The sequence below is a fragment of the Streptomyces sp. NPDC001513 genome (assembly GCF_042894695.1).
Lineage (GTDB): Bacteria > Actinomycetota > Actinomycetes > Streptomycetales > Streptomycetaceae > Streptomyces.
Genome location: NZ_JBIAVU010000002.1, coordinates 428,135 through 441,674 on the forward strand (window position 1 = coordinate 428,135; position 13,540 = coordinate 441,674).

9 protein-coding genes are annotated in these 13,540 nt (G+C 73.3%); 6 read left to right on the forward strand and 3 right to left on the reverse strand.

Annotation, left to right across the window (positions count from 1 at the left end; translation table 11 throughout):
- The first annotated feature begins 274 nt into the window (after positions 1-274).
- Positions 275-2,344 carry a phosphocholine-specific phospholipase C gene (locus ACFYZ4_RS05540; protein ID WP_390783141.1) on the forward strand — a complete coding sequence of 690 codons (2,070 nt, stop codon included), beginning with the start codon at positions 275-277 and terminating at the stop codon, positions 2,342-2,344.
- 52 nt (positions 2,345-2,396) lie between these two features.
- Here ACFYZ4_RS05540 and ACFYZ4_RS05545 read toward each other — a convergent pair whose 3' ends face one another.
- Genes ACFYZ4_RS05545 through ACFYZ4_RS05555 form a run of 3 tightly spaced genes read right to left on the reverse strand, consistent with a single transcriptional unit; the run spans position 2,397 to position 6,456 of the window.
- A complete protein-coding gene (locus ACFYZ4_RS05545; protein WP_390783142.1) occupies positions 2,397-3,623 on the reverse strand; it encodes an NAD(P)/FAD-dependent oxidoreductase in 1,227 nt (408 codons plus the stop codon).
- Complete coding sequence (locus ACFYZ4_RS05550; protein WP_390783143.1) at positions 3,620-5,020, reverse strand: FAD-dependent oxidoreductase; 1,401 nt, start codon at positions 5,018-5,020, stop codon at positions 3,620-3,622. The genes ACFYZ4_RS05545 and ACFYZ4_RS05550 overlap by 4 nt, the downstream gene beginning before the upstream one ends.
- Positions 5,017-6,456 carry an FGGY family carbohydrate kinase gene (locus ACFYZ4_RS05555; protein WP_390783144.1) on the reverse strand — a complete coding sequence of 480 codons (1,440 nt, stop codon included), beginning with the start codon at positions 6,454-6,456 and terminating at the stop codon, positions 5,017-5,019. Before ACFYZ4_RS05555 ends, ACFYZ4_RS05550 begins: the two co-directional genes overlap by 4 nt.
- A gap of 301 nt (positions 6,457-6,757) precedes the next feature.
- Between ACFYZ4_RS05555 and ACFYZ4_RS05560 the strand changes: the two genes are divergently transcribed.
- The 5 genes from ACFYZ4_RS05560 to ACFYZ4_RS05580 all read left to right on the forward strand — a co-directional run bounded on the left by ACFYZ4_RS05560 (position 6,758) and on the right by ACFYZ4_RS05580 (position 13,531).
- Complete coding sequence (locus ACFYZ4_RS05560) at positions 6,758-7,738, forward strand: hypothetical protein (RefSeq protein WP_351298205.1); 981 nt, start codon at positions 6,758-6,760, stop codon at positions 7,736-7,738.
- A gap of 135 nt (positions 7,739-7,873) precedes the next feature.
- Complete coding sequence (locus ACFYZ4_RS05565; RefSeq protein WP_390783145.1) at positions 7,874-9,406, forward strand: amino acid permease; 1,533 nt, start codon at positions 7,874-7,876, stop codon at positions 9,404-9,406.
- 271 nt (positions 9,407-9,677) lie between these two features.
- The gene (locus tag ACFYZ4_RS05570) at positions 9,678-10,919 is read left to right on the forward strand and encodes a cytochrome P450, cyclodipeptide synthase-associated (RefSeq protein WP_390783146.1); all 1,242 of its coding nucleotides are present in this window, start codon (positions 9,678-9,680) and stop codon (positions 10,917-10,919) included.
- Positions 10,920-11,022: 103 nt separating this feature from the next.
- Positions 11,023-11,415: a nuclear transport factor 2 family protein gene (locus ACFYZ4_RS05575; protein ID WP_384346650.1), complete on the forward strand. Its 393-nt coding sequence runs from the start codon at positions 11,023-11,025 to the stop codon at positions 11,413-11,415.
- Positions 11,416-11,539: 124 nt separating this feature from the next.
- Positions 11,540-13,531, forward strand: coding sequence for an ATP-binding protein (locus tag ACFYZ4_RS05580; protein WP_390783147.1), 1,992 nt, complete (start codon positions 11,540-11,542; stop codon positions 13,529-13,531).
- Positions 13,532-13,540: the final 9 nt, after the last annotated feature.

The following is a 13,540-nucleotide window of genomic DNA, read 5'->3' on the forward strand; positions in this document are numbered from 1 at the left end:
GGGAAGTCGGCAGGCGGGGCAGGCAGGGCACGCGGGGCAACCAGCCGTACCGGAGCACCGGACCGCCCGTCTGCCCGCCGCCGGCTCACCCACCCGCCGGCCCGGCCCCCGGTCCACCCGACCCTGCCGGCGGGTTCCGGCCGAACTCCGCCGGAATCCGACTGCCGTTCGCCTGGCGTATGCGCCATCGTCACGCCAGGCTCCCCCTCCGGTACCCCGGGCGCGCTCTGCTGAGGGCGCTCAACCACCCTCAACCGCAGAGGTCGTTCCCGCCATGGCAGAACTCAACCGCCGCCGCTTCCTGCAGCTCGCCGGCGGCGCCACCGCCCTGACGATGCTGAACGACAGCATCGCCCGCGCCGCCGCCATCCCCGCGCAGGGCACCACCGGCACCATCGCCGACGTGGAGCACATCGTGGTGCTCATGCAGGAGAACCGTTCCTTCGACCACTACTTCGGCGCGATGCGCGGCGTCCGCGGCTTCGGCGACCCGCGCCCGGTGACCCTGCCCAGCGGCAAGTCCGTCTTCCACCAGACCGACAACGCCGGCAAGGAGACGCTGCCCTTCCGTCCGCCGTCCGACGACCTCGGCATGGAGTTCCTCCAGGGCCTGAACCACGACTGGGCGGGCGGACAGAGCGCCTTCAACAAGGGCAAGTACGACAACTGGGTACCCGCCAAGACGGCCACCACCATGGCCCACCTGACGCGCGAGGACATCCCCTTCCACTACGCCCTGGCGGACGCCTTCACCATCTGCGACGCGTACCACTGCTCGTTCATCGGCTCCACGGACCCCAACCGCTACTACCTCTGGTCGGGCTACACGGGCAACGACGGCAAGGGCGGCGGCCCGGTCCTCAACAACGCCGAGGCGGGCTACGGCTGGACCACCTACCCGGAGCGGCTGGAGACGGCCGGGATCTCCTGGAAGGTCTACCAGGACATCGGCGACGGCCTCGACGCCGCCGGCTCCTGGGGCTGGATCAACGACGCCTACCGCGGCAACTACGGCGACAACTCGCTGCTCTACTTCAACAACTACCGGGGCGCCAAGCCGGGCGACGCGCTGTACGAGAAGGCCCGCACCGGCACGAACGCCAAGGCCGGCGAGGGCTACTTCGACCAGCTGCGCGCCGACGTCGCGGCCGGCACCCTCCCCCAAATCTCCTGGATCGCCGCCCCCGAGGCGTTCAGCGAGCACTCCAACTGGCCGTCCAACTACGGCGCCTGGTACATCTCGCAGGTCCTGGACGCCCTCACCTCCAACCCGGACGTGTGGGCCCGTACCGCGCTGTTCATCACCTACGACGAGAACGACGGCTTCTTCGACCACGTCGTCCCGCCGTACGCCCCCGCGAGCGCCACCCAGGGCCTCTCGACCGCGCCCACCGCCCTGGACGTCTTCCCCGGCAAGCCCGGCTACGTCGCCGGACCGTACGGCCTGGGCCCGCGCGTGCCGATGCTCGTGGTCTCCCCGTGGAGCACCGGCGGCTACTCCTGCTCCGAGACCTTCGACCACACCTCCGTCATCCGGTTCATGGAGCAGCGGTTCGGGGTGACCGAGCCGAACATCTCGCCGTGGCGCCGCGCCGTCTGCGGTGACCTCACCTCCGCCTTCGACTTCGCCCGCAAGGACACCGTCCCGGCCCCGCTGCCCGACACGGGCCTCTATTTCCCGCAGGACCGCGAGCGCCACCCCGACTTCCGGGCCACCCCGCCGGCCGTGGGCGTCATGCCGCGCCAGGAGAAGGGCCTGCGTCCCACCCGTGCGCTGAAGTACGCCCCGTACGTGGACGGCACGGCGCTCGTCGCGGAGGGCAAGTTCCGGCTGACCTTCGGCGGCGGCCCGGACCTGGGCGCGCAGTTCTACGTCACCTCCGGCAACCGCACCGACGCGCCGTGGACGTACACCACCGAGGCCGGCAAGTCGATCGGGGACACCTGGAACACCACGTACTCGGCCGGGGTCACCGACCTGACCGTGCACGGCCCCAACGGCTTCCTGCGCGGCTTCCGCAACCCCGGCACGACCCCCGGCCCCGAGGTCACCGCCCGCCACAACGCCGCCACCGGGAACCTGGACCTCACCCTCACCAACGCCGGGGCGTCGACCGCCACCCTGACGGTCACCAACTCCTACGGCGGCGGGCCGAAGCGCCTCACGGTCGCCAAGGGCGCGACGGTCACGTACAGCGTCTCGCTGAAGAACACGCGGCGCTGGTACGACGTGACGGTCACCGCGTCCGAGGCCCCGGACTTCCGGCGCCGCTTCGCGGGCAAGGTGGAGACGGGCGCGGCCGGCCTGTCGGACCCGGCGATCCTCACGGACCAGTCCTCCTGACGCCCCGGCCGTCGCGGGTCGGCTGACGCCGGCCCGCGGCGGTGGGCCCGCGTCAGCCGACGGTCAGCACGACCGGACCGCCCTTCGGGTCGACCCGGGCCGTGCAGTCCGGGGGCAGCCGCAGGGACCGGGACGGGGACACCGGGCCCACGACCCGGCGCCGCCACAGCGGGCGGCCGTCCTGGCCCACCGTCACCACCGGGGCGGTCAGCGGTTCCCCGGACCGCAGCAGCAGCGGCCGCCCGGCGGTGCCCGTGACCCGGTTCGGCGTCACCCACAGGAGCGGGGCCCGGACCTCCATCGGGGGGCCGGGCTCCGGCCAGGGGGCGCCCGCCAGGTGGGCCAGTACCGGGGCCGCCGCGGCGGCTCCCTCCCCGGCCGCGGTAGCCGCGCTTTCGATGCCGTGGAGGGCGTTGCCGACCGCGAAGACACCCGGGGCCGAGGTACGGAACGACGCGTCCACGCCGGGGCCCCGGGTGCCGGGGTCGAGGAGGATGCCGCCACGGCGGGCCAGCTCGTGATCGGGGATCCAGTCGCCGGTGAAGACCACCGTGTCACAGGCGAGGATCCCCGACCGGCCGTCCCGGTGGCGGACGGCCACACCGGTCAGCCGGCCGCGGCCGCGCAGTTCGCCCACCGTGGTCGCCGTGAGCAGCGGCACCCCCGGTACGGCGACGGCGCGCGGGCGCTCCGTGACCATCGCCACCACGTCCGTACCCGCCCGGCGCAGCGTGCCCACCGCGTGCCGGGCCACCGGCTCGGCGCCCACGACCACGGCCCGCCGGCCGACGGGCAGGCCGTACCGGTGGACCGACTGGAACAGCTCTCCGGTGGTGAGCACGCCCTGCGGGCGGGAGCCCGGCACCAGCCGGGCGCTGCGGGGGCGCTCCCGGGCGCCGGTGGCGAGGACCACGGCGCGGGCCGTGATCCGCTTCAGACCCGCCGGGCTCGTGGTCTCCAGGGACAGCGGTCCGGCCCAGCCGGTGGCGGTGACACCGGTGCGGACCGCGGCCCCGGCGGCGACGGCCGCCCGCACCGACCGCCGGGCGTACGCGGGACCCCGCAGCCAGGGGCGCGGTGGCCGGCCGAAGCCGCCGTGGTGGAGGTGGCGCGGCATTCCGCCCGGCTCCGGCTCGCGTTCCAGGACCTCGACCCGCCCGGCGCCCGCCTCCGCCAGCCGGGCGGCCAGGGCCAGTCCGGCGGGGCCGGCGCCGACGACCAGTACGTCGACCAGTACGTCGATCGGCACCTCGATCGGCACCTCGGCCGTACGGTTCACCGGCGTGCCTCCTCGAACAGCGCGCGGACGGCGGCCCCGCAGTGGAAGCCCTGGCAGCGGCCGCCCCGGGCGCGCGTGCGCCGCCGCAGGCCGTCCACCGAACCGGGCGGGACGGTCCCGGCGAGCGCGTCGCGTATCTCCCCGCGGGTCACGCGCTCGCAGTGGCAGACGATCCGGCCGTACTCCGGGTCCGCCGCGATCAGCGCCGCGTCGCGGTAGGGCCGGGGGAACGCCTCGCCGAGGTTCGGCATCCGCACCTGCTCCAACTCCCGGGCGCCGGCCACCGGCAGGCCGCCCTCGGCGAGCAGCTCCACCACGTGGGCGGCGATCGCCATCGAGGCGGTCAGCCCGGTGGACCGGATCCCGCCGACGCTCACGTACCGCTGCGCGGGATGCGCCCGGATCGCGTAGTCCTCCTGTCCGGTGGCCGCCCGCAGCCCCGCGTACACGGCGGTGACCTCCTCCTCCAGGAGCGCCGGCAGGATCCGTCGGCCCTTCTCCCGCAGCAGCGCGAGCCCTTCGGCGGTGGATCCGGTGGCGGTCTTGTCGTCCAGGTCCTCGGCGGTCGGCCCGAGCATCACGTTCCCGTACACGGTCGGCGTCACCAGCACCCCCTTGCCGCGCGCGTCCGGCACCGGCAGCAGGATGTGGCGTACGAGGCCGCGGGCGAGTTCGTCGAAGACGATCAGCTGGCCGCGCCGGGGCGTCACGGTGAAGTCCGCGTGCCCGAGCAACCGGTCGATCTCGTCGGCGTACAGGCCCGCCGCGTTGACCAGGTGCCGGGTGCGCAGCGGGCCGCGCCCGGTGGCCAGTACGTGCGGATCGCCCGGGGCGACGGACCGTACGGGGCAGTCGAGGTGCAGGTGGACGCCGGCGCGGACGGCCTGCGTCGCGTACGCGAGGGTGGTCGTCCAGGGGCAGATGATCGACTCGTCCGGCACGTGGAGCGCGCCCAGTACCCCGGGCCCGAGCTCCGGCTCGCGGGCCCGGACCTCCCCGGCCGGGAGGATCCGGGCCGTGCGGTAGCCGTTGCGCACGGCCTTCTCGGCGAGCCCCGGCAGGGCGGCGAGCTGCTCCTCGTTCCAGGCGACGAGCAGCGCCCCGAGCGGTTCCACGGGGATGCCGCTGTCGGCGGCGTACGAGGCGAGCAGCCGCTGCCCCTCCCGGACGAGCCGGGACTCCAGGGAGCCGGGCACGGCGTCGAAACCGGTGTGGAGGATGGCGGTGTTGGCCTTGGAGGTGCCGTTGCCGACGTCGTCGGAGGCATCGACCAGGGCGATCCGCAGGGGGAGCCGGGCCAGTTCGCGGGCGATGGCCGAGCCCACGACGCCGGCGCCGACGACCGTCACGTCATAGGCGGGGCCGCCCGGCAGCGGGCCGCTGGTGGTGACCGTCATGCCGGGCCGTCGAGCAGGGCCGACACCGCCGTCCGGAACCGTGCGCGGCGCTCCGCGGCGTCGGCCGAGCCGGCCCTCGGCTCGTAGACGGCGGACGGCTTCCACTCCGGGACGGCCTCGTGCACGGTGAGCGAGGGGTCGAGCCCGAGCCGGGCGACCGCCCCGACGCCGAGGGCGGTGGCGTCCGGCAGCGCCGACACCTCGACGGGGATCTGCAGCAGATCGGCCTGTGCCTGCATGAGCAGCGCGGACCGGGTCAGGCCGCCGTCGACGCGCAGGGTGGTCAGGGGCGCGCCGAGATCGGCGGCGACCGCGTCCGCGAGCTCCGCCACCTGCGCGGCTATGCCGTCGCACAGCGCGTGCACGAGGTGCCCGGCGGTCGTGTCGAGACCGAGGCCGGTGACCGAACCGCGCAGGTCGCCCCGCCACCACGGGGCGGCGAGGCCGGCGAGTGCGGGGACGAAGGTGACGCCGCCGGCGTCCGGGGCGCTGCCTCCCACGACGTCGATGTCCGCGGCGCCGGAGATCACCCCGAGGTCGGTGAGCCACCGCACGGCGGAGGCGGCCGTGTACACCTGTCCGTCCAGGCAGTAGCTGGTCTGCCCGCCGAGCCGCCAGGCGACGCAGCCGACCAGCCCGGAGGTGCTGCGCCGGGGCAGCGGGCCGGTCTGCGCGAGGAGGAACGCCCCGGTTCCGTAGGTGCACTTGGCGGTGCCGGGCTCGGTCACGCGCTGGGCGAGGAGCGCGGCCTGCTGGTCGACGAGCAGTCCCGTGAGGGGCAGCGGGGGCCCGAAGGCACTGGTCACGGCGACGTGGGTGTCCGCGTCGACGACTTCCGGCAGCCGCTCGCCGGTGAGGCCGAAGGCGTCGAGCGCGGCCGGCGACCAGTCGACGGTGTCGAGGTCGAGCAGCTGGGTGCGGCCCGCGGTCGCCGCGTCGGTGACGAAGGCGCCGCCGGTGAGCCGGTGCACCAGCCACACGTCGCTGGTGGTGACGACTCCCTGCCGGGTGAGGCTGCGGCGTATCCAGGCCATCTTCGGCGCGGCGAAGTAGGGGTCCAGCGGCAGTCCCGTCCGCTCCCGCAACGACTCGGCGTGCGGGGCCAGTTCCATGCACAGCTGCTCGGCGCGGCGGTCCTGCCAGACGATCGCGTCGGTCAGCGGCTCACCGCTCGCCGGGTCCCAGGCGAGCACGGTCTCGCCCTGGTTGGCCAGGCCCACCGCCACCACCGGCTCGCCGGCCGCGGCCAGGGCGGCGCGGCCCGCGTCGAGGACCGAGTCCAGCAGCTCGCGGGGGTCGACCTCCACGCGGCCGCCGGGCAGGTACCGGGGCCGCACGGGGGCGGAGGCGGAGCCGATGACCCCGCGTACGGGACAGACGACGAGGGCCTTGGTTCCCGACGTGCCCTGGTCCACAGCGAGCACCGGGCCCGTCATCACCACTCCGTCCCTGGTATCGGCATGCGTGTGAGCGTCGCCCGGCAGCCTTCACCAGCGGACGCCGCCCGTCAAGATCCACCCGTGCGGGCCGCGGTCGCCGGGCAGCGAATCTGACGCAAATTCATATGCCGTACGTGGCTTGATAGTTGTATTTGAAAGGTTCCATGCACCTGGCGCTCACACTCGATCTATAGTGATCGCCGATCACCAGGCGCGAAGGCCATGCGATGCGAGGACCGATGACCACGACGACCGCAAGACGCGCCCGTCCCGGCCACCCGTCGACCGGGACGAGGTGATGGCGGGCGGCGACTTCCGGCCCGTCTACCATCCCGCCGGCCACGACAACGAGCTGCGCGTCGCCGTACAGGACCTGCGCACCGGCCGCTGGGTGTCGATGGCCCAGTTACTGGACCGGACGGACGGCTGGGGGCTGTGGACCCAGCGCACCCAGGTGCTCGCCGCGGTCGCCGCCGGCTCGGACGTGGTCCAGGCCTGGCGCGCCGAGGAACCGCGCAGCGTCGCCGCCTCCGTCATGCACACCCGTGTCGTCGTCGAACGGGCCGTCCGTGCCCACCGCGCGCGACACCCGCGCACCCGCGAGCTGTGGCGGGAGGCCTGGGAGGCCTGCCGTGACACCGCCGAGGCCAGCCCCGCCGACCCCGTGCCCTGGGTCTGCCTGCTCGCCCTCGCCTCCCTCGACGAACACCGCTCCATGGACGAGCACCGGCTCCGGGCGCCCGCCGTGATGCTGCCCGCGGGCCCCTGGGGCATCCTCGCGCAGGCCGACAAGCGTGATCCGCACAACCGCGAGGCGTACCACCGGATGCTCCAGTTCGTGTGCGCGGGCACCCCCGGACCGCTCGCCGAGGCCGCCAACTTCGTGCACTGGGCGGCCGGTTCGGCATCGCCCGGCTCCGCCGTGCACCTCCTGCCGCTCTATCTGAGCATCGAGCGCTACCGCCGCGAGCGCGGCCAGGAGCGGGCGCTCGACCTGCACTGGGTCGCCGAGGACTCCGTCCGTGACGCCGGCCACGCCCTGGACACCTGGTTCCGGTACGCCGACCTGCGCCGCGCGTCCCCGCTGGACCTGAACCACCTCGCCCACGCCCTGTGGGGAGCCACCCGGTTCGACGAGGCGGCCCAGGTCTTCGACGTGATCGACCGGTACTGGACCACGCTGCCGTGGGCCTACCGGACCCGTGACCCGGCCGACCAGGAACTGGCCGTGGAGGTCTTCCTGCAGGCCCGCTCCCGCAGCCTCGCCGGCCGGAACTGACCGCCGCTCCCCCGCGGCCCGCTCCCCCCACGTCCCACTCCCCCACGGTCCCGCTGTCCCCGGGGCCCCGCCGACTCACCGCCCCACCCCCCGCCCCCGTCCCCGCGCTCCAAGACCCCCCGGAGGTACCTCCTCATGTCCCGAACCGCGCCGACCGTCCGCCAGGACCGCAAGGCCCCGCCCCGGCTGGACGAGGAGGAACGACTCAGGGAACTCGGCTACCAGCCCGTCCTCGCCCGCCGGATGGGCGGCTTCGGCAACTTCGCGATCAGCTTCTCGGTCATCTCCGTCCTGTCCGGCTGCATGACCCTCTACGGCTTCGGCCTGGGCACCGGCGGTCCGGCCGTGATGATGTGGGGCTGGGTCGGCGTCGGCCTCTTCGTCCTCTGCGTGGGTCTCGCCCTGGCCGAGGTGACCAGCGCCTACCCCACTTCGGGAGCGCTCTACTACATGGCCGACCGGCTCGGCGGACGCCGCTGGGGCTGGTACACCGGCTGGCTCAACCTGCTCGGCCTGCTCGGCGCCATCGCCGGCATCGACTACGGCGCCGCCCTGTTCACCGGCGCCTTCCTGAACCTCCAGTTCGGCTTCGTGCCCACCGCCGGCTCGACCTTCCTGATCTTCCTGGCCATCCTGCTGCTGCACGCCGTGCTCAACCTCTTCGGCGTCCGCCTCGTCAGCGTGCTCAACTCCGTCAGCGTCTGGTGGCACCTGGCCGGCGTCGCCGTGATCGTCGGCGCCCTGGCCTTCGTACCCGACCACCACCAGTCGCCCTCGTTCGTCTTCACCGAGTTCGTCAACGACACCGGGTGGGCCAACCCGTTCTACGTCGCGGCCGTCGGCCTGCTGCTCGCCCAGTACACGTTCTCCGGGTACGACGCCTCCGCGCACCTCTCGGAGGAGACCTCCAACGCCTCCGTCTCCGCCGCCAAGGGCATCGTCCGGGCCATCTGGGTCTCCTGGATCGCCGGGTTCGCGCTGCTCGCCGGCCTCACCTTCGCCATCCAGGACTACGCGGCCGTCCAGGGCAGCGCCACCGGCGTCCCGCCGGCCCAGATCTTCCTCGACGCCCTGGGCTCCGGAGGCGCCACCGCCCTGCTCCTCGTCGTCATCGTCGCCCAGCTCTTCTGCGGCAACGCCGAGGTCGCCGCCGCGAGCCGGATGGTCTTCGCCTTCAGCCGCGACAACGCGCTCCCCGGCTCCACCCTGTGGCGCAAGGTCAGCAGCCGCACGCAGACCCCGGTCCCGGCCGTCTGGCTCTCCGTCGTCGTCGCGGGCGTCCTGGCCCTCCCGTCCCTGTACTCCGCCACCGCCTACGGGGCCGTGACCGCCATCAACGTCATCGGCATCACCCCGGCCTACGCCATCCCGATCTACCTGCGCCTGCGCGCCGGCAACCGGTTCCAGCCGGGCCCGTGGAACCTGGGCCGCTGGAGCAAGCCGATCGGCTGGACCGCCGTCGTCTGGGTGGCCGTCGTCACCGTTCTGTTCTGCCTGCCGCAGAAGTCGCCGGTCACGATCGACTCGATGAACTACGCCGTGATCGCCCTCGCGGTCGTCCTGGTCCTGGCCAGCGCCTGGTGGTACGCCGCCCGCCGCTCGTACGGAACCCCGTCGGCCTACGGCACCGCCCGCGAACAGGCCGAGATCGCCGAGGGCATCATCTGACCCCTCCCCCGCGCGCACTGCTCCCGGACCCGACCCAGGGGCCGTTTCGGATTCCTCCGGAACGGCCCCTTTTACGCGACTACGAGCCAGCCCCTGAAGGCATTGGCGGGGCAACGGGCTTCAGTGGGACGCGGCAGCGTGATGAGATGATCGTCCGCCTGCCGCACGTGACCGGGCGCGGGGAAGCGTCCTCCCGGTCCGTGGCACCCCCGGCTCCCGCTCCTTCCGCGCACCGCGCGCCGCGCGCCGCGCACGTCGAGAGGCCTTCACCATGCCCCTGGTCGGTTCCCGTTTCAGCGTCCTGTCCGATGACTTCGCCGCCGCGCCCCACCGCTACTTCGCCCAGCTGAGGGAGCAGGCCCCGGTGCACTACGAGCCGGCGATCGACAGCTGGTTCCTCTCCCGGTACGAGGACGTCAAACGGGTCCTGACCGACCACGAGGCATTCACCACCGAGACGCTGCAGGTGCGCGCCGAGCCGGTGATGCGCGGGCCGGTCCTCGCCCAGATGACCGGAGCCGAGCACACCGCCAAGCGGAAGATCGTCGTCCGGGGCTTCACCGGCCCGGCCCTGCAGGACCAGATACGCGCCGTCCACGCCAACGCCGCCGAACTCATGGCCCCGTACCTCCCGCTGGGCCGGATGGACCTCGTCAACGACCTCGGAAAGCCCCTGGCCGTCCACGTGACGCTCGATGTCCTCGGTCTGGACAGAGCGGACTGGAGGCAGGTGGCCGCCTGGCACAGCGGGGTCGCCGAGTTCATCACCAGCATGACGCTCACCCCCGAGCGCCGCCGGCACTGCATCGACTGCGCGGAGCAGTTGGAGGCCTACCTCGTCCCCGTCATCGAACAGCGTCGCCGCCACCCCGGCGAGGACGTGATATCGAAGCTGTGCACCGCCGAGTTCGACGGCATCGCCATGAGCAACCGCGACGTCACCGCCCTGGTCATCAACGTGCTGGCCGCCGCCACCGAGCCCGCGGACAAGACCCTCGCCCTGCTCTTCAAGCACCTGATCGACCACCCCGAGCAGCTGGCGCAGGTCCGCCGGGACCCGGACCTGCTGCCCGCCGCGATCGCCGAGACCCTGCGCTTCACCCCGCCGGTCCAGCTCATTCCCCGCCAGGCGGACGAGGACTCCGTGTTCGCGGGCACGACCGTCCCGGCGGGCGCCACCGTCTTCTGCATGATCGGCGCGGCCAACCGCGACCCCGACGCCTTCACCGCCCCGGACACCTTCGACATCCACCGCCCGGACCTCGGCACCGCCCGCTCCTTCACGGCGGCCGCCCAGCACCTGGCCTTCGGCACCGGACTGCACCAGTGCGTCGGCGCGGCCTTCGCGCGCGCCGAGATCGAGACCGTCGCCGCGATGCTCCTGCCCCTGCTCGACGAGGTCCGCTACAGCCCCGGCTTCCACTACCGGGAGACCGGCCTGTACACCCGGGGGCCGGTCTCCCTGTCGCTGGACTTCACTCCCGTCCCCGCGGGTGGAACCGGCCATGGCTGAACTCCGTCTTGCAGGGCGGTTTCCGCCGGGGCCGGCCTCGCGCCGTCCGCCCCGGTTCCGAGGGCCTGACCTGCCCACCCCCCACTCCCCAGGCGAGACGACGATGACATCCACCGACATCACCAGAGCCATCAACGACCTGCTGTTCACCCCGGGCCTCGACCTCACCGAAGCCGTGGACCGGCACTTCACCCCCGACTACCGCCAGCGCACCGACGGTGTGTGGAGCGACCGGGCCGCCTTCGTGCAGCACATGACGCGCCTGCGCACTCTGGTGCGCAGCGGACACATAGAGGTCCACGACGAACTGCGTGACGGACCGCGCTACGCCGACCGCCACACGGTCACCATCACCCGGGACAACGGGCGCACCTCCAGCACCGAGGTCTACCTTTTCGCCCGGATGGCTCCCGACGGCCGCTTCCAGTGCGTCGAAGAGACCACCCTCCTGGTCACCGGCCACCCCGACGACGGAAACCTCGGCAGCATCAAGTGACATGAGCAGTAACCCCGTTGGAATCTCCGACGGAGGAACCGACCCACAAAGAGAGCGCTCTCCGTGCCTTCGGGCAGGGAGGTCCGGCGCCGGAACAAGGAGGATGGAAACCGCCATGGTGTCCGTGGGAGAAAGACTCAGCAGGGCGCGCGTGGGCGCCTTCATCGGCCGGGACGAGGAACTCGGACGCTTCGGGGAGGCACTGGCCGGCGATCCGCAGGCGCCGTTCGCGTTCTACGTGTGCGGGCCGGGCGGCATCGGGAAGTCGACGCTGCTGCGGTGCCTGGCGGACCGCGCCCGTGCGGCCGGCCGGCTGCTCGTCGAACTCGACGGCCGGTTCGTCGGCCGGGACCCGGCCGAATTCGAGCACGCCGCCGGACCGTTCCTGGACGTTCCGGGCACGGTCCTGTTCGTGGACTCCTTCGAGCACTGCCAGTGGCTGGAGAGCTGGCTCTGGCACCACTTCCTGCCCCGCGCCGCGGAGGACACCCTGGTGGTCCTGGCCGGACGGCGCGCTCCGCAGCCGCAGTGGACCGCCGATCCCGCCTGGTCCCAGCTCCTGCACGTGAGCGAACTGGAGCCGTTCTCCGCGGAACAGGCCCGCGGTCTGCTGGTCGCGGCGCAGATCCGGCCCGAACTGCGCGACCGGGTGCTCCGCTTCGCCGGCGGCAACCCCTTGGCCCTGTCCCTCGCGGCCGCGGCCGGTTCGGAGGCCTTCGCCCGGGATGAGATCTGGGCCCCGTCGGCGGACGTCCTGCGGACCCTGCTGGCGGGGCTGATCGGCGAGGTGCCCACGGCCGCCCACCGCCGCGCCCTGGAGGTCGCGGCGCAGGCCCACTCGACGTCCGAGGAACTGCTCGCCGCGGTACTGCCCGAGGAGGACGCCCATCCGCTCTTCTCCTGGCTGAGGGAGCTGCCCTTCATGGAGTCCACGCACCAGGGGCTCCACCCGCACGACGCCGCACGCGAGACGCTGGCCGCCGACCTGCGCTGGCGCGCCCCCAACGCGTTCGAGACGATGCGCCAGCGCCTGGCCGACGAGTACCTGCGCATCCTGCGCGAGGCACCCGAGGAGCGGGTGTGGACCGTCACCGACGAGCTCTTCTACCTCTTCCGCGAGGGCGAGACCCTGGCCCGGCTGCGTACCTGGTCCCGCGAGGACGAGGTCCACGACCGTCCGCTGCAACCGGAGGACCTCGACACCGTACTGCGGATGGCCGAGGAGACCGAGGGCCCCGCTTCCGCGGAACTGGTCCGCTACTGGGCGCAGCGCCAGCCGCAGGCCTTCAGCGTCTACCGTCTCGTGAGCACGGGCCGGGTCGTGGCCTTCACGGCCCGGCTGGCCCTGCCGGCGCCCCCCGACCCCGAGGACCTCGCGACCGATCCCGTCGTCGCCGCCGCGTGGCGCCACACCGAGGCCACCGCCCCGGTGAGCCCCGGCGAACACATCGGGATAAGCCGCTTCTCGATCTACCCCGAGCAGTACCAAGTACCCTCGCGCGTCATCGACTTGAGCAGTTCCCGAGCCCAGGCGGAGTCGGCCCGTGCCCGCGGCCGCGCCTTCGGCTTCGCCGTCTTCCGGGACGCCGAGACGTGGGCCGAGCGCGTCAAGGGCACGCTCGCCGACACCGGGGCCCGCCCGCGCGTCGGGGAGTACACGTACGGGCTGTTCGCCGTCGACTGGCGCCGGCTCCCCGTGGAGACGTGGCTGCTGCACTTCATAGCGGCCCCCGACGAAACGGTTCCGGCCGGCCCGTCCGCCCTCTCGCGCACCGCGTTCGACCAGGCCGTGCGCGAGGCGTTGGCGCACTGGCGCGACCCGGGCGCCTTCGCCGCCTGCGCCCTGATGCGTACGCGTCTCGCGGCCGACTTCGCCGATCCCGTCGAGGAGTTGCGCATCCTGCTGCGCCAGGCCGTGGACGAACTCGCCCGCGACCCGCGCGGAGTGCGCGCCCGCGAGGCCCTGACGGCTGGGCACTTCTCCGGTGCGCCCACCCAGGAGGCCGCCGCCCGCCGCCTCGGTCTCCCGTACGGCACCTACCGCCGCCACCTGCGCCAGGGCCTGGACCTGCTCGGCGAGGCCCTGTGGCAACGGGAGCTGCACGGCTCGCGGTAGCGACCGCGG

Excerpts from the sequence above, each read along its gene's own strand:
- ACFYZ4_RS05540 (WP_390783141.1), top strand. The coding sequence starts at position 275 with ATGGCAGAACTCAACCGCCGCCGCTTCCTGCAGCTCGCCGGCGGCGCC.
- ACFYZ4_RS05550 (WP_390783143.1), bottom strand. The coding sequence starts at position 5,020 with ATGACGGTCACCACCAGCGGCCCGCTGCCGGGCGGCCCCGCCTATGAC.
- ACFYZ4_RS05560 (WP_351298205.1), top strand. The coding sequence starts at position 6,758 with ATGGCGGGCGGCGACTTCCGGCCCGTCTACCATCCCGCCGGCCACGAC.
- ACFYZ4_RS05555 (WP_390783144.1), bottom strand. The coding sequence starts at position 6,456 with ATGACGGGCCCGGTGCTCGCTGTGGACCAGGGCACGTCGGGAACCAAG.
- ACFYZ4_RS05575 (WP_384346650.1), top strand. The coding sequence starts at position 11,023 with ATGACATCCACCGACATCACCAGAGCCATCAACGACCTGCTGTTCACC.
- ACFYZ4_RS05565 (WP_390783145.1), top strand. The coding sequence starts at position 7,874 with ATGTCCCGAACCGCGCCGACCGTCCGCCAGGACCGCAAGGCCCCGCCC.
- ACFYZ4_RS05570 (WP_390783146.1), top strand. The coding sequence starts at position 9,678 with ATGCCCCTGGTCGGTTCCCGTTTCAGCGTCCTGTCCGATGACTTCGCC.